The 16460-nt window shown below is 36.7% G+C and carries 14 protein-coding genes; 1 reads left to right on the top strand and 13 read right to left on the bottom strand.

What is annotated here, in order from left to right:
- Positions 1-12 precede the first annotated feature (12 nt).
- The 7 genes from GHI93_RS06045 to guaB all read right to left on the bottom strand — a co-directional run bounded on the left by GHI93_RS06045 (position 13) and on the right by guaB (position 6524).
- Positions 13-438, bottom strand: a complete 426-nt coding sequence (locus GHI93_RS06045) for an HIT family protein (protein ID WP_343030328.1) — start codon at positions 436-438, stop codon at positions 13-15.
- A 163-nt stretch (positions 439-601) separates the two neighbouring features.
- Positions 602-1381: a class I SAM-dependent methyltransferase gene (locus GHI93_RS06040; protein ID WP_153496171.1), complete on the bottom strand. Its 780-nt coding sequence runs from the start codon at positions 1379-1381 to the stop codon at positions 602-604.
- Between the two features lie 170 nt (positions 1382-1551).
- Entirely contained in the window at positions 1552-2610 is a 1059-nt protein-coding gene (locus tag GHI93_RS06035; RefSeq protein WP_153496170.1) for a VanZ family protein, read from the bottom strand.
- Between the two features lie 124 nt (positions 2611-2734).
- Positions 2735-3304, bottom strand: a complete 570-nt coding sequence (locus tag GHI93_RS06030; RefSeq protein WP_153496169.1) for an NUDIX hydrolase — start codon at positions 3302-3304, stop codon at positions 2735-2737.
- Positions 3294-3734 carry a peptide-methionine (R)-S-oxide reductase MsrB gene (msrB, locus tag GHI93_RS06025; protein WP_153496168.1) on the bottom strand — a complete coding sequence of 147 codons (441 nt, stop codon included), beginning with the start codon at positions 3732-3734 and terminating at the stop codon, positions 3294-3296. The genes GHI93_RS06030 and msrB overlap by 11 nt, the downstream gene beginning before the upstream one ends.
- 35 nt (positions 3735-3769) lie before the next feature.
- On the bottom strand, positions 3770-4864 hold the full coding sequence (gene yqeH / locus GHI93_RS06020) for a ribosome biogenesis GTPase YqeH (protein ID WP_170272407.1): 1095 nt from the start codon (positions 4862-4864) through the stop codon (positions 3770-3772).
- Between the two features lie 178 nt (positions 4865-5042).
- Entirely contained in the window at positions 5043-6524 is a 1482-nt protein-coding gene (gene guaB / locus GHI93_RS06015; RefSeq protein WP_153496167.1) for an IMP dehydrogenase, read from the bottom strand.
- A 182-nt stretch (positions 6525-6706) separates the two neighbouring features.
- Here guaB and GHI93_RS06010 point away from each other — a divergent pair, with 182 nt between their 5' ends.
- Positions 6707-8722, top strand: a complete 2016-nt coding sequence (locus GHI93_RS06010; RefSeq protein ID WP_246177043.1) for a GH25 family lysozyme — start codon at positions 6707-6709, stop codon at positions 8720-8722.
- 105 nt (positions 8723-8827) lie between these two features.
- Here the strand turns inward: GHI93_RS06010 and glf are convergent, their stop codons facing one another.
- The 6 genes from glf to GHI93_RS05980 all read right to left on the bottom strand — a co-directional run bounded on the left by glf (position 8828) and on the right by GHI93_RS05980 (position 16460).
- Positions 8828-9976, bottom strand: coding sequence for a UDP-galactopyranose mutase (glf, locus tag GHI93_RS06005; RefSeq protein ID WP_153496166.1), 1149 nt, complete (start codon positions 9974-9976; stop codon positions 8828-8830).
- A gap of 65 nt (positions 9977-10041) precedes the next feature.
- Positions 10042-11448 (bottom strand): DUF2142 domain-containing protein, encoded by a 1407-nt coding sequence (locus tag GHI93_RS06000; protein WP_153496165.1) that lies wholly within the window; start codon positions 11446-11448, stop codon positions 10042-10044.
- Between the two features lie 10 nt (positions 11449-11458).
- On the bottom strand, positions 11459-13087 hold the full coding sequence (locus tag GHI93_RS05995; RefSeq protein WP_170272403.1) for a hypothetical protein: 1629 nt from the start codon (positions 13085-13087) through the stop codon (positions 11459-11461).
- A 91-nt stretch (positions 13088-13178) separates the two neighbouring features.
- Entirely contained in the window at positions 13179-14606 is a 1428-nt protein-coding gene (locus GHI93_RS05990) for a flippase (RefSeq protein WP_153496163.1), read from the bottom strand.
- A gap of 53 nt (positions 14607-14659) precedes the next feature.
- Positions 14660-15628 carry a glycosyltransferase family 2 protein gene (locus tag GHI93_RS05985; RefSeq protein ID WP_153496162.1) on the bottom strand — a complete coding sequence of 323 codons (969 nt, stop codon included), beginning with the start codon at positions 15626-15628 and terminating at the stop codon, positions 14660-14662.
- A 10-nt stretch (positions 15629-15638) separates the two neighbouring features.
- Positions 15639-16460, bottom strand: a complete 822-nt coding sequence (locus GHI93_RS05980; protein WP_153496161.1) for a glycosyltransferase — start codon at positions 16458-16460, stop codon at positions 15639-15641.

Genomic DNA, 16460 nt, shown 5'->3' with positions numbered 1-16460 from the left:
TCTTCTGCTTTTTTACTTTAACGACAAGGCAACTTTTAACTTTAAAAGATCATTTTCATGAGGCACCACTTTTTGATTGTCCCAAAATTCATCATTTTTATAACGTGGAATGACGTGAACATGACAATGTGTGCCTTTATCCATGATTGAGCCATTATTTTGTGCAATCGTGACACCATCAACGTCAAAAATATCATAAATTTTACTCATAAGCTGTTGCTCTAACTTGATCAAATCAAATAACTCCTCGTCAAGCAGCTCACGCATGTCCATAGCATGTTTTTTACTGATGATCAACAAATGTCCCATTTGTACTGGATTAATGTCAAAAACAACCTTGAAATATTCCGTTTCTGACAAGATTTGCTCAAGCTTAATTTGCTGACAGAAAATACAGGCCTTCATTTCTTCAACTCCTTTTACTTCATCCTCGTTGATTTTAAACGCTACTGGTCTTATTATATCATATTTTACAAAGAGAATGACTTGATTTTCATGACTAAAAAAACTGGAATAATCCAGTTTTCTTCGTTCAGTCGTATTAAACTTTCGTTTTTTCCTTTTAAGCTAAAATTTATTTTCTGTCAGTACTGACAGCTTTTTATTTTACTGCTTTTGTGGCCCAAAATTCAGGAAATCCGTGAAATTTTTTGCTGTCAGCATCGAAAAAATCTTCAAATGCAGCAGTTAATACAAATCCAGCTTGAAGTTGACCACCAATCTGCTCCCCAAACGTATGACTGAATTGAACCCCGTCATTTTCCTTTATCGCAAGCGCCATCTGCGCTGGATTTTTCAAAGGGTTATAAGGCAAAATATTTTCAACAGTCATTTTTTCTTTGTAGGAATTAAATAAATAATTAAATCCATTGTCTAAACCAGATAATAAAATCCCACCTTTTTTTAGCACACGATACGCTTCTTGCCATACAGGTTGAACATTTTCAATATAGCAATTTGATACAGGATAAACGATCACATCAAAACTTTCAGCCTCAAAAGGCAACGGTTGTGTCATATCTGCTTTTATCACCGAAATTTCATAATTTTCTCGTTGTGCGACACGTTTTTCACGCTCAAGCTGTGAATCTGAAAGATCCAAAACAGTACAATCCGCACCAGCAGCGGTTAAGACTGGCATTTGTTGACCACCAGCACTCGCCAATCCAAGAATTTTTGTCCCCGGATAAAAATGACCTGAATCATCCAAAAACGGTGCAAAAAAATCCTTTGGAACTGGCGTCTGGGGCGTCAAAACAATGGACCAATCGCCCTTTTTGGCCTTCACGTAAGTGTCATGAGTAATGACTGTTCCCCATTCCCATCCTTCTTCATTCCAACCATCAATCGTTTTTGCATTAAACTCTGTATAATTTTCCATGTTATTTCTCACTTTAGTTTTATTTTTTTATCATTTATCTAAAGTTAATTTAAGTTCACATTTTATTTTCCTTCTCCAACCACTTGCGCAGTACGTATTGATTTCAATTATAAGCCTAAAAATCTAAGAAATCAAGTGCGGTGGTACAAAAAAACTGGAATCGTCCAGTTCTATTTTTTGTTTTTAGGCTGCTCTTTGAGCTGTGTTTTGCTGAGGCGTTCGTACCAAAGCAGACGGCTGCGATTGATGCCGCCAATGAAAACATCCAATAACGGCAGGGCTAAAAGTCCGACACTGAGTAAAATCAAGAGGTAATTTTCTCCTAATTGCGTGTATGGAATCGTCCCTGAACGATTGGTAAAAATAAGAATTAAAGCGAGCGGGATCGCATTTAATGCAGATAAGAATTGTCTCAAAAGAATGATGAGTCGGTGTTTTGGCTGGATTGAGATTTTGAGCAACGCTTGACCTAATGTACGACCAAAAATCAAAGGAATCAGTGCAAAAATCACCAGTAAAATCGCCCAAAAATTAATCCACAAACTCAGCAAAACAAGCATGATAAAATCAACCAGAAATGCGACGGCACGTCGCATATAAGAAATCGACACCTCCTGTACTTCACGTCTTTTTTCATCCAAACTTGGTAAATAACGAACCACTAATTTCGCAAGTCCAAATCCAATCAAACTTCCGATGGTATTGAGCATTAAGTCATCCACATCAAACAAACGATAAGGACGCGGATAAAGGCCTAATAGTGCGGTGCGTTGAATGGTTTCAAAGGATAACGTCAATAAAAAACTAAGCAGTAACGCCTTTCTAAAGCGAACTTTAAATAAATAGCACAAATAAACACCAAAAGGTAATGTCAAAAGGACATTAAATGCAGGTTGAAGAAAACTTGGTGCTTTCAGTGCTAAAAGCCAAGTGTGCGGATTTTGCAATACCAATGGATTATATTTGATAAATTCGCGGACAAATAAAAACGGTTCGAGATTTTGCATTGGTGTGGTGAGTTTTGCAACAACGGCGGGATCTGGCAACGGAAAAATCGTCATCGCATACGCACAAATCAAGTAAAGCACAAATGAAAAATTCACGATAAAAAGCCAAGGTGCGACGCGCCCACGTTTGCGATATTGAAAAATCATGTAAGGAATCAACGCTAAAATACAAAAAACGAAAAAGAGCAAAATTCCTGTTTGAATCGATTGAAGATAAACCATTTTGTTTCACTTTCTATTGCTTCTTTATTTTTTAAGTCTAAAAACTCCCTAAAACGTAATAAAACTACATTTATTCTCGTGTAACGAGCGTTTGAATTTCTGTCAGTACTGACAGAAATACGATTTATTTAAAAGAACGCTGTTTGATTCGCGAAATAATTTTTTCATAGATGATGCGCATCTCAGGTTCTGTTGATTTTTCCACAAACTCATCCATTGGAATCCACGCAACTCCGCGTGTCTCATCCGTATTGATCATCAAAGCATCTGCTTCATTGGCCTCAAAAAGAAACGTGAGGTTCAAATGTAAATGACAAGAAACATACCCTCGTGTGCGATGCGTGTGCGGTGCAACAGCTCCAATCTCAAGAGAAATCGGACATTCTTGTAGCGCTGTCAGTGCTGACAGACCACTTTCCTCACGTGCTTCTTTGTGTGCAACAAAAAGCAAATCACTCTCCCCATCACAATGTCCGCCCATAAATCCCCAGCTGTTATAAATCTTATGAAAAATTCCCAAAACCTTATCGTGCATTTCATTTAACACAAAAGCACTTGCCGTAAAATGCGTCAAACTTGCCCGCGTCAAATGAACATCGTCTTTTGCTAGCACTTTCATGTAAGCTAAATCAGACGTTTCTTGTACACCATCTGGAACATAATTTTCTAATATCGCTTGTAATTTATTCCCCATTTTCATCAAAATAAGCGATAAATTCGCCGTACCCTTCTTTTTCTAAAGCTTCATAAGGCACAAAGCGCAACGCTGCTGAATTAATACAGTACCGTAGTCCTCCTTTTTGAGCTGGACCATCCGTAAATACGTGTCCGAGGTGACTATCTGCCCTTTTTGAGCGAACTTCTGTACGCTCCATTCCAAACGTTTGATCTCTTTTTTCTTTAATGACACCTTTTTCAATCGGTGCCGTAAATGCTGGCCACCCACATCCCGACTGATATTTTTCAATACTCGTAAACAACGGCTCACCTGAAACGATATCAACATACAGGCCTTTTTCAAAAAAATCATCGTACCGATTGCTAAATGGTGCTTCTGTTGCTGATTTCTGAGTCACTTGGTATGAAAGCTCATCCAGTGCTGCTTTTTCTTTTTCAAATGTCATCTCAAACTCCTCTCACAACGCATGATTAATGCATGTTAAATCAACGCTTTTCGCTTCTCAACATCAACCCCCTCAGGAACCCAAGCCGCAACGCGCGCGCGCTCAGGCACGCGAACCCAGCCCAGTCCTGAAAAGACAATGTCTGTTTTCCCTGATACACTAAATTCATGCCGTACCAATTTCGTTGCCACTAAAGCAGGCGAAAGTAGTGTTCCTTGATGTTTCTCATAAAATGCTGTTGCACCATCTAGTTTCGTACGATGGATATTGATTTCATTATCAAAATAGGCTGTCATGCCCTGACGTTCTCCATTTATAAAATCAAAACGCGCTAATCCACCAAAAAACAACGTTTGCTCAGCATTGAGCTGATAGGTTTTTGGTTTAATTTCTTTGCGTGGTGACACGTATTTCAAATCCTCAGGTTCTAAATAATGCGCCATCTGTCCCCGATGAATAATGCCAGGCGTGTCAATAATTGACGTTTTTTCATCCAACGCAATCTCAATCATATCAAGCGTTGTCCCAGGAAAACGACTCGTCGTAATCAACTCTTGATCCCCTGAAGCTTGCGTGATGATTGCATTAATCAACGTTGATTTTCCTACATTTGTCACCCCAACCACATAAACATTACGCCCACGACGATACTGCTCAATCGCTGTCATTAACTCAATCACATCTGCCTTATTTTTTGCTGATGTCACAAGAATTTCCTGAGGCTTCAATCCTTTTTTAGCTGCTTGTTCCTTCAGCCAAGCTGTCAATTTCCCAACTTTTAATGATTTTGGCAAAACATCCCGTTTATTTGCCACCATCAAAAGATCATTGTTTCCTGTCAATTTATGAAGATTAGGAATCAAAGAGCCATTAAAATCAAAAATATCTACCACATTAACAATCAAAGCATCTTGTTGTCCTACTTTTTTTAGTAATTTCAAAAAATCCTCATCCGTCAACTGCGTTGGTGCAATTTCATTATAATGCCGCAAGCGAAAACAACGCTGACAATACAGTGCTTCATCGTTTTTAATTTTTTTATCCAAAGCCCCTGCTGGCAAAAAGCCAAGCGCATCTTTATTTTCAGTTTGAATGATTGCACCACATCCAATACAGCGCAATGCTTCCATTATATTTTCATTTTTATTCATAAGCCCAATTATATCACATTTCATCCGCTTTTTACCGCTCAATTCTCGATAAAAAAACGGTCAAAAACTAAATTTTGACCGTTTTGATGTCTTGTCAGTACTGACAAGACGTATTTTGATATTCTGTCAGTACTGACAGAAAAAATTTAGCCTCATTTTACAATGCTGAATAATTAGGTGCTTCTTTTGTGATTTGCACATCATGTGGATGTGACTCTTTCAGACCCGCACCAGACATTTCAATGAATTGCGCTGAATCATGCAAAGCCGTAATATCCGCTGCACCAGTATATCCCATCCCAGCTTTCAAACCACCGAGCATTTGGAAAACAATATCTGTCGCTGTCCCTTTATAAGCCACACGTCCCTCGATACCTTCTGGAACAAGTTTATTCGCATCATTCACAGCACCTTGGAAATAACGATCTTTAGACCCTTTTGCCATTGCAGCAAGCGATCCCATCCCACGGTACGTCTTGTATTTCCGACCTTGGAAAATCTCCATCTCACCTGGTGCTTCATCCGTTCCTGCAAGCATTGATCCAAGCATGACCGCATCTCCACCAGCTGCGAGCGCCTTAACAATATCACCAGAATACTTGATTCCACCATCAGCAATGATTGTTTTTCCAAACTCACGCGCGACATTCGCACAATCATAAATCGCCGTAATCTGAGGAACACCAACACCTGCAACAACACGTGTTGTACAGATTGAGCCAGGACCAATTCCGACTTTCACCACATCAACACCTGCCTCAAACAACGCCCGTGTGCCTTCACCTGTTGCAATATTTCCAGCAATCAACGTCCGATTAGGAAAATGTTCACGAATTTGCGCAATTTTACGTAAAACTCCGGCAGAATGTCCATGTGCAGTATCGATAACAATCGCGTCCGCACCCGCAGCAAATAAAGCTTCCGCACGATCAAACGTATCACTTCCAACACCAACCGCAGCCGCAACAAGCAACCGTCCCTGCTCATCTTTTGCCGCATTTGGAAATTCAATCACACGCTCAATGTCTTTAATCGTGATTAAACCAGCTAATTTTCCTTCTTCATCCACCAACGGCAACTTTTCAATTTTATGCTGTTGCAAAATATTCGCCGCTTCATCTAGCGTCGTTCCAACAGGTGCAGTGACCAACGCTTCTGAAGTCATTACATTTTTAATCAACTGATCATAATCATTGACAAAACGTAAATCCCGATTCGTCAAAATCCCCACCAACTTTCGATTTTCAAGCGTTTCAACAATTGGTACACCCGAAATACGGTAAGTTGCCATCAAATTTTCCGCTTCCTCGATTTTATGCTCAGGAGTCAAGAAAAAGGGATCCGTAATGACACCAGATTCAGACCGTTTTACCTTTTGCACTTCCTGTGCTTGTTGATCAATGGACATATTCTTATGAATCACACCAAGTCCACCTTGACGCGCCATCGAAATCGCCATTTTACTATCCGTCACAGTATCCATCGCAGCAGATATAATTGGAATATTCAACGTCAAATGCTTTGAAAGACGAGTTTTCATACTCACCTCATTAGGTAATACATGGCTTTCTGCTGGAATCAGCAACACATCATCAAAGGTAAATCCCTTTTTCAAAAACTTAGTTTCCCAGTTTGACATCGAAAACAATCCTCCAAAATTTTTCTAAAGCTAATTAGCCTATTTTATATTTTTACCATTCTAACACTATTTTCACGCTTTTTCAAACAAATATTATGAAAAAATCATATTGTCATCAACTTGAAATGATAATAGCACTAACATTACTATGAATCCAGCTGATTATATATTACAATAGAGTTATGAAAAATAAACTCAGGAAATTATTCTTTCTGTCAGTACTGACAGGAGTCACATTACTTACAACCATCGGTTTCGCAGATACCAACGCAACCCCAGAAAACCACGCGATGGGAAGCAGTCTGATTCAGCAAGAGCAAGAACAAAGTGAATCCCCACAATCCGCATCCCCACGCCTTCGCTCCTTTGCCGCAGCAGCCCCCGCTGTTGCAAACAGCTTAGTGGACCTCTCTCCCACAGATGTCAACATCCCAAGTTGCGATGCCGTCGATGTTGCCTCTTATCAAAGTTGGATGAAACAAGAAGATTTCAATGGTTTAAAAGCTCAAGGTGTCAAAACCATTGTCGTCAAACTCTCAGAAGGTACTTATTATACAAACCCCTATGCAAGTGCTCAAATAAAAATGGCACAAAATGCAGGGTTAAATATCGCCACTTACCACTATGCGATTTTTGGTAACACCAACAATCAAACCACCGCAAATCATGCGGCCATCGCAGAAGCAGATTATTATGCCCAAGCCGCTCAAAAATTAGGCCTATCTACCGCCATCACAATGGTTGAAGACGCAGAAAACTCAGGAACAACTTCTTCTGTCTGGACTCAAGCCTCACAAAATTTCCAATCTGAACTCTCAAAAAAAGGCTACCACAACGTCAAATTCTACACCGGCCAAAGTTGGGCAGCAAATGGTAGCATGAACTCAAGTACCCTAGGTGCCAAAAACTTTTGGGTCGCACAATACCTCTACGGCAAACCAGAAACTAACCCCACCGGCTGGGCCAACACCCTAAAAAACAACGCCCAATTCGGTGCTTGGCAATATACCAGCCAAATGCGATATTCTGGCACAAGCCTCCAAAAAAACGTCTTAGACACCTCAACCGATTTCTCCAATTTCTTTTCCGCTCGTTATATCATATCATTCAATACAAATGGTGGCTCTACACTTCCAAATCAAGCAGTAGATTCTTTAGGTCAGGTAAAACAACCCACAAATCCATCAAAAACAGGAGCTACTTTTTCTGGATGGTACAGTGATGCAGCACTCACACAAGCTTATGATTTCTCAACGCGTATCAGCTCAAATAAAACGCTCTACGCCAAGTGGACTCCATCCCCCGCACCTAGTATCTCCTACCAAACACAAGTTCAAAATATTGGATGGCAAACTCCTTCATATAATGGTGAAACCGCTGGAACGAGTGGTCAAGGGCTAAGAGCTGAAGCGCTAAAAATTTCACTCACAAATTTACCCCCAAATTTAGCAGGAAGCCATGTACAATACCAAAGCTATATTCAAGGAATCGGATGGCAAAATACCATCGCGACTGACGGAACAATGTCTGGCACACAAGGACAATCAAAGCGACTCGAAGCCTTTCGTCTAAAATTAACTGGAGCAATCTCACAACAATTTGATATCTACTACCGTGTACACGCTCAAAAAATTGGCTGGATGGCTTGGACAAAAGACTGGCAAACCGCTGGAACAACAGAAATGAGCTATCGACTAGAAGCTGTTCAGATTCAACTTGTAAAAAAAAGTGCCCCAGCCCCCTCAACTCCTGGATCTTCTTCGTTTTCTTATTTGACTCTTCCAACCATCCAGTACAGCACCCATATTCAAAAGATTGCTTGGCAATCCCCCGTCATCAATGGCGCTACATCCGGAACAACTGGAAAAGCATTGAGAATAGAAGCTGTAAAAATAAATCTGGAAAATCTCCCCACAACCCTTTCTGCTGGACTAAGTTACCGAAGCCAAATCCAAAATATAGGATGGCAAGACTGGGTACCTCAGGCTACCATCTCAGGAACGACAGGACTTGGTCTTCGTGATGAAAGCATCCAAATCAAGCTCACAGGAGAAATTTCAAAATATTTCAACGTTTCGTATCGAGCACACGTCCAAGGAATCGGATGGCAAGACTGGGTATCTAACGGCGATACAGCTGGTACCATTGGAAAAAGCCTTCGCATGGAAGCTTTAGAAATCCAAGTTCTTCCTAAATAACCCCCCCCTAACCTAATCTCACAACAGCGCTGCATTAACTAAAAAACGAGTAACCTAAAGTTACCCGTTTTTACATTTTTTCTCACTCATAAATATTTTTATTTCCTATTTTTGATCCATTGTAAAATCTTTAAATTCTTTTTCAACAGCCTTTAAAGCCACTCCAAAGACCTGATCCATATCATAATATTGATAATTTCCCAAGCGTCCACCGAAAATAACATTTGGATATTTTTTAGTCTCTTCCTTATATTTTTTAAAGAGCTTAGAATTTTTTTCATCATTCACTGGATAATAAGCTTCTTTTGTACGATCCCAATTTTGAGGAAATTCTTTTGTTAAAATCGTATATCCTTCATCCGCCTTTTTATCAAAATGCCGCCATTCCATCACACGTGTAAAAGGTGTTTTCGCATCAGTATAATTAATCACAGCATTTCCTTGAGCATTATCAGATTTTAGCGTTTCAGACTCAAACCGCACAGAGCGATATTCAAGTTCTCCAAAAGCATAATCAAAGAACTGATCAATCATCCCTGTATAAACAATCTTTGGAAATTCTTCTAAGAACACTTCCTTATGACTAAAAAAATCCACTCCTGTTTCAACATCAATCAAATCAGAATCAAGCATTTTATCAAAGAGAGCAGTATATCCGTCCACTGGAACCCCTTGATAACGATGATTAAAGTAATTATTATCAAAAGTATAACGCACAGGAAGTCGACGAATGATAAATGAAGGCAATTCAGTCGCTTTACGCCCCCATTGTTTTTCTGTGTAACCTTTGATTAATTTTTCATAAATATCCGTTCCAATCAAACTAATTGCTTGTTCTTCCAAATTTTTAGGACGACCTGAAATTCCCGCTTTTGCTTTTTGTTCCTCAATCTTAGCAGCTGCCTCTTTCGGCGTTTTTACGCCCCACATTTGATAAAAAGTATTCATATTAAATGGTAAATTATAAAGTTCCCCATTATAATTTGCAACCACTTGATTAATATAATTATTGAATTCCGTAAATTGATTCACGTAATCCCAAACCACTTTATTATCCGTATGGAAGATATGAGCACCATAATCATGGACATTAATTCCATGTTCTTTATGTGTGTACATGTTTCCACCAATATGAGAGCGCCGTTCAATAATTAAAGAGCGCTTTCCACGTTTTGCTGCCTCATGAGCAAATATCGAACCATAAGGCCCTGCACCAACAATTAGATAATCATATTTTTTTCGATTAAACTTCATTCTTCTCTCCAATCATTTTTATCTCTTCTCTTCCAACTTCTCAATGCAACAAAATAAACTCCTATTTACAGATAAAAAGCACCAAATAAAGTTGAAAATACAAGCAAAACATTCGTTACCACAGCTGTAGCTGTCACAAATATGAGAACCGATTTTTCTCCCTTAATCCTAATCTTAAATTTCTCGTGACACGTAACAAAAAGCAACAAAAACAACGTTGGAGTAAAATATCTCCCTTGCAATCCTTGCATTTGTCCCACCAAAGTCACATTACCAACGGGAGATCCTGTAGGGGTATAAGTCATATAAGCATAATAAACAGCAGCAATCCCGACTAAAAAAATCCCCCCACTCACTATCGACACCAGCTTATTCTTCACAAATTTTTCTTCAGATAACAAAACAACAACAATAGCAAGATACCAAATCATACTAACCCAAGCAGGCGTATAATTTAGATTAGGATAAGGAGAACCTAATAAATTATAAAATACAGAGCTTACAGATAAATAATCCCGCAAATTCACTGAATAATTAATAACAAACCGATAAACACTGTAATAAATTCCATCATGCTTCATCCCTAAAAGGATGATAAACACCAAAACTCCTAAACTCATTATTCCCAAAACTATGAGAGATAAAATTCTTCTCCTTCTCCAAAAATCGTTACAAAATGAGGAAATCCATTCATATACTTTTGGAATACCAAACATCATAATTAAAATAGGAACTAAAAGAAGTAAAACCTTAAAATTAGTTTTCGCACCAAAATAAAGGAAAACTGAACCTATTCCAATCTCAATCCAGCGCCACCACTTTATCCTTTGATCCACCAAACTATTGATGGTAAGAGCAATCAACCATGCCACCAAGATGAAACTCAATGAATCATATGACAAACTTGCAAAAGTATTTAGGGTAACAGGAGTTAAGGCCAGTGCAAAAAAGATCATCTTCCCTTTTTTGACGAACTTAATAATCAAAAATAGGATTAATGAATTTATAAATACAGAAAAAATCCTTGCAGTTGTGATCATCACTCCAATGGATGGATAGATTTTATGCCCGATCCATAGTCCCACCGCAGGAATGAGATGCCCCCAAAAATTATACGATTTAATCCCTGGATTTTCTTTAGCCTCTGAACGTGGCTGCAAATGCATTGGCATTTCAACAATCTTAGTCAAATAATATTTTTGAAAATAATTCCCCTGTTGATATGCACTCACTTGCTGATCAATTCCTGTCCCTATTCCTTCTTCACCATAAGCTGAAATATCGTTTGATAAATTGACCATATTGGAACTGATGACATAATGATATTGACCATCTGGTTCATTGAAAAATGGCATCCCAACTGCGAGAATCATTCCAAGTACAACACTAACAATAAGATAAAGGCGATGTAAATTATTTTTCCTCTCCCGAACATTGGAGGAGTTTGAATTTCTTTTTGATCTCTTATTCATTTTTTTCTCCTCATATCCATTTTTGTATCGCAATTACAACTGATAAGATCAAAGCCAACACGCACACACCACTAACCGCAGCAAAAATATAAATGCTATTATTTTTTTGGTCTTGTTTACTTCCATCCAAAGAAATATTGTTATATTCATTAACCCCTGCATTATAATCTGGAATTTCCCCTGAGATACCAATGAGAGGATGCGTTGGATGATTAATCGAATTATCCACCATTAAAGAATTATTGGGAGAGAAAAAACTCCGACTAAAGATAGAAAACTTGAAACTTCTATCAGAAGTAGTGAACTGCTGATTCGTGTTTATTCTATAAAGAAAATAATGATTTCCTTGCGCCAATCCGATGATTTGAATGACACTCTTATTAATCTCCTCACTTTTTTTCTCATTAAAATTAAATCTCGAAACATCTAACGGTATGCTTTGAGGTGATTTTGCCCCTAAAATATATCGATTCCCACCTTCTAAAACTAAGCATTTAGAAATCGGAAGATTTTCTAAATGCTCAAACTTATTCCATTTTTGATTTTTACCATAGATTTCATAATAATTACCTACCGCTTTAGCTAATAAGAACGTCCCACCTTGAGCTAAATGCGTCGTCTTTTCTTTTGTCATCGCAAAATTTGCTCCAGCAATGACTAAATTAGGAGTTGATGCAGTACTTGAACTCCCGTCTTTATTTACTGAAATGGCTTGCATAGACGTAGTGATTGGTTTGTTAGTACTTACATTATTTCCCTCAAGATTGACATGAACAGTCACTCTCAACAAGATATTTTCTTGCGTAGCATTTAATGAAATACTAGCTGCTATCACCGGTTCTGAAGAATTATAGACCAATGTATCACTTAAAGCAGGATTCGTTACTATTGCAACAGCATCCTGGTTGTCCAAAACTTTAATTGAATCAAAAGAAAGATTTGATTTTGGAGGTAAAACCAAATTAATACTCCCGGCTTGTTTCCACATTGTTTTGCTAATTGAAAGGTTAAAACTAAATTTTTGATTTGTCCCTACAACATACTGACCAAAATTTGTTGCTAAATCATTTAATTTACTGTCCGCTTTAAAATAAATCTCACTGTCAGTATTTGCAAGGTCAATAAATACTTTTTCAGAGTTATTCTGAATTTTGACAAGCTTAATAAACTTGCGATCATTATCAAGAATAAGCGTATGTCCTTGTTCTATCGCTGCCCTTGCAATTCCTTTATCGTTTGTAAATTTATAAATCACATGCTCCGGATTCAAAAAAGGGACTGTTGTATTAGATTGATTAATCTCGCTGATCAACGACAAATTATCCACATTAATAAGATCTGAAATAATAGCACTCATCTCTTCATCCGTATGTGTCACACCTTGACCAATTTTTTGCCCATCACTTAAAGTGATCGTATCTTTATTACTCCCGCTATTTGTATTTTGAGATGCTAAAATCCATGCAGCAGAATTTATTGCTTTCTCACTGATTTTTCCATCTTTTATTTCCTGATAAGCTCTCTCAATATTCATCGCACTATAAGAGCTATGAATAGCAGGAACACCATTGTTTGTCACTTGTAATTCAACATTTGTCAAATTTGATGAAACAGTAACAGCATTAACTTTATTTTTCATCCCCAAAAGCATCAAAATGAGAATACAAATTAAAAACAAGACCTTTTTATTTATTTTATTTATCATAAGCACTTTCACTACTTGAACTCCCTTATTTTTTAATCAATTTTTTAATATAAGGTGCCACAATTGTATTGACTGGTGCACGCAATATAAACAAAACCACTACATAAATCATAATAGCAATCATTGTTTGAATGAAATAATTTAAAATACTAATGGGCATCTTATTATTAAGAACATACAAAGGAACAAATACAGCAAGTCCTCCTACCATATATTTCCAAATCCCAGAAAAAACTTCTCTCAACGAAAAAGTTTTCCGAAGTACCCAGAGCTGATAGGATGTAGTCGCGATTTCTGTACAAACCGTCGAAATAACTGCCCCCATTGCACCCATTTGAGGAATAAGCAGTAAATTTAGAAATACATTAACAACTAATCCACAAAGCGATGAAATCGCAAATTCCTTAGTTCTCCTTGCCGAAAGCAAATATTGATTTCCTAAAACACTTGCTATTGCAACAAAAATAATCATAATCGCTTGAATAAACATCAAATTTGATACTTGGTTATACTGCTTTCCAAAAAAGAATGGAGCAAAAGTATGTGAAACTCCCATGATTCCTGCAATTATCAAAAATGATATAGCATAACTCAAATCAAGAGATTTTAGAGTTAAGTCATGAACAGCCTGCCTTTTCCCCTGTGCATGCATTGTGGATAGTCGTGGAAGAAATGCCGCTCCAAAACTCGATACAAGGGTAAAAGATACTCTAATAATTGTATCCGATTGATTAAAATAACCTGCTGCTGTCATACCATCCAATGCACCTAACATATTTTTATTCAGTGAAAGATAGATTTGTGTTGCAATTTGAGGAAGAAATAACCATACGATTGGTTTTAAATGTTTCAATATATTCCACTCTTTAGGAGAAACAAAAATAATATTTTTTCTTAAAAACGGCCACAAACTTAAGTTTGAAAGAAGTTGAGAAAGAACTACTAAAAGAATATAAATCCATAAATCATGTGCTGTCCTGACAAGAACAAAAGTCAAAACCACCGTTATCATTCTAATGATTGTATTACGAACAACAACTACTTTAAAATTTTCCATTCCCATAAAAAACCAAGAAATATCAAATGCTGTAGCTATTATTAAAATACCTTGCAATAGAAATAAATTTTGATAATGTGCCTGAAAAAAAATACTTACTACAAATAGAAGAAATGAAGCCAGCGTACTAATTGCACGCAAACTATTAATTTCAAAAAAAAGTTTACTTCTTTCTCTTATATCAGAAAACGCATAGGCAATTTCTCTATTCCCATATAGAGTGATCCCTAAGCCACCCAATAATACAAAATAAGTGGCATAAGCCGTTGTTACTGAAAAAATCCCTATGCCCTTGGGTTCCAAAATACGTGAGACATATGGCGCAGTTACTAACGGTAAAATCAGAGCCAATATCTGGTATGATGTGCTATAGATCATGTTTTTGATGAGTTTCAAATTAACCTCCATCGTAGATACAATGATTAAAAATTATTATTTGAGATGTATCCTTAGAACCTAAATTTTTTATACCCTATTTTTGTTACAATTAACCATGTTCTCAAAATAAGATAGATTTTTTTTGTATTTCCTTTTTGGAAGTGTAACATAATAAAAAAGCGTTTTATCCATACTTCATTAATTACATCTAAATATTTTTTTATTGTTTTTTTATTTTCATTCGTTTCTGGAAGAATAGAAAACACATGAGAAAGTTGCTTTTGCTCTCTTAAAATTTCTCGCCACGCTAAATTTGTATATCCATTTGATTTCATATCAACTAATTTACTTGTTAGGTTCCCCTTTCCCCCTCCAAGAACATTGTTTTCATGTTGGCGATATAGAATTGTTGGATGATTGAGATAGATCAGATTATTATATGCAGCTGCAATTTGCGCTAAATACCAATCATGCATGATTATGCCTTCTGTATTTACCCATTTTTCTGCCAACGCATTGTTTATCATGCTTGCACACCCAGTGACACAATTTCGTCTCATTACTTCTTTTAAATTTGTACACGCTGGACCTGTCACTTCTTTTATCATACTCGGATACAAAATATTTAAGTTACGATCTACAACTTTCAAATCCGAGTAAACCAATAACGGAATCTGTTTTTCGTGATGTTGTGCTTCGTCTAGCATCATTTTTAATTTTTCTGGAAGCCAAACATCATCTTGATCACAAAAGAAATAAAAGTCAGCTTTTTCATACTTTGTCAATTGAAAAAACGAAGCGATAACACCAATATTTTCCCCACGAATAAGTTCAATTCTCGTATCTCGATTTATAAATTTTTCAATAATTGCTATTGTATCATCCTTTGATCCATCATCTCGAATAATCAAATGCCAATTTTTTTCTGTTTGATTAATAATACTCTCGATTTGTTGAGAGAGATATTTTTCCCCATTATAGGTTGACATTAAAATATTGATTTTCATTTCCCCACTGCCTCTCACTTCTAAATCGATCATCTAACCCTCATCAATTTAAATCCATTCGCCTACCATCTAAGAGTCCTTTAATATATAAAAAAGTTTTTTTCCACTTTTGTTTTTCAAATAAAATCACTTTTATTGCATGACCATTATTAGCTATAAATAATCCTTTGGTTATATTATTCCAACCATATTTACGAATCAAATATATTGAGTTTCTCGAAAAATAATAACGCCTAATGGCTGAATGATTGTTAAAATAAATATCCCTACCAAAAATTTTTCTATGTCCTCGCTCGCCAATTTCATGCTTAAATCCCACAAAACTAATTTTATACATTTTATACAACAGCTTTTGATACTGAAGATTAATTTCGTAATCTACAAGATCAATAAACATCTTTTCATCAAATTTAGAAGAATGTTCAAAGCAGTACGTATTCATTAATGCTCCTGATGTTATACATAATTGAATCTCTTGATAGGGTATTTCATATCTTTCATTATTAACAGCATCATTAACATCTTGAAAATCACAAGATAGTATTCCCACCTGTGGCAAATCAAAATATCGTCTATACTCTGCAATCATTCCATCACAAATCACTGAATCCTGATCAAGAGTTAAAAACCAATCATAATTATTTTTTATCGCGTAACTTCCGATTTCATTTAGTGCAAAAGCAATTCCTTTGTTTTCATCTAAAGAAATTATTTCAACATTATCGAACCTCTTAAATTCTTCCAAATTAGTTGAATGATTATCAACAATAATTACCTGATCAACTTGAGCAGACACCGCTGCTATGTTCTCACTTAATCTTTTAATGTCTGGATTAAAAGTAACGATTCCTGCTAATATTTTCAT

Source organism: Lactococcus hircilactis (genome assembly GCF_009601015.1).
Taxonomy (GTDB): Bacteria; Bacillota; Bacilli; order Lactobacillales; family Streptococcaceae; genus Lactococcus; species Lactococcus hircilactis.
The sequence above is the reverse complement of the archived record's forward strand: the minus strand, read 5'-3'. Positions and strand labels throughout refer to the sequence as shown.

What these genes read in the sequence shown, in the direction of transcription:
- GHI93_RS06040 (WP_153496171.1), bottom strand. Translation starts at nt 1,381, where the DNA reads ATGGAAAATTATACAGAGTTTAATGCAAAAACGATTGATGGTTGGAAT.
- GHI93_RS06035 (WP_153496170.1), bottom strand. Translation starts at nt 2,610, where the DNA reads ATGGTTTATCTTCAATCGATTCAAACAGGAATTTTGCTCTTTTTCGTT.
- GHI93_RS06030 (WP_153496169.1), bottom strand. Translation starts at nt 3,304, where the DNA reads ATGGGGAATAAATTACAAGCGATATTAGAAAATTATGTTCCAGATGGT.
- msrB (WP_153496168.1), bottom strand. Translation starts at nt 3,734, where the DNA reads ATGACATTTGAAAAAGAAAAAGCAGCACTGGATGAGCTTTCATACCAA.
- yqeH (WP_170272407.1), bottom strand. Translation starts at nt 4,864, where the DNA reads ATGGAAGCATTGCGCTGTATTGGATGTGGTGCAATCATTCAAACTGAA.
- guaB (WP_153496167.1), bottom strand. Translation starts at nt 6,524, where the DNA reads ATGTCAAACTGGGAAACTAAGTTTTTGAAAAAGGGATTTACCTTTGAT.
- GHI93_RS06010 (WP_246177043.1), top strand. Translation starts at nt 6,707, where the DNA reads ATGAAAAATAAACTCAGGAAATTATTCTTTCTGTCAGTACTGACAGGA.
- glf (WP_153496166.1), bottom strand. Translation starts at nt 9,976, where the DNA reads ATGAAGTTTAATCGAAAAAAATATGATTATCTAATTGTTGGTGCAGGG.
- GHI93_RS06000 (WP_153496165.1), bottom strand. Translation starts at nt 11,448, where the DNA reads ATGAATAAGAGATCAAAAAGAAATTCAAACTCCTCCAATGTTCGGGAG.
- GHI93_RS05995 (WP_170272403.1), bottom strand. Translation starts at nt 13,087, where the DNA reads ATGAAAAATAAAGTTAATGCTGTTACTGTTTCATCAAATTTGACAAAT.
- GHI93_RS05985 (WP_153496162.1), bottom strand. Translation starts at nt 15,628, where the DNA reads ATGATCGATTTAGAAGTGAGAGGCAGTGGGGAAATGAAAATCAATATT.
- GHI93_RS05980 (WP_153496161.1), bottom strand. Translation starts at nt 16,460, where the DNA reads ATGAAAATATTAGCAGGAATCGTTACTTTTAATCCAGACATTAAAAGA.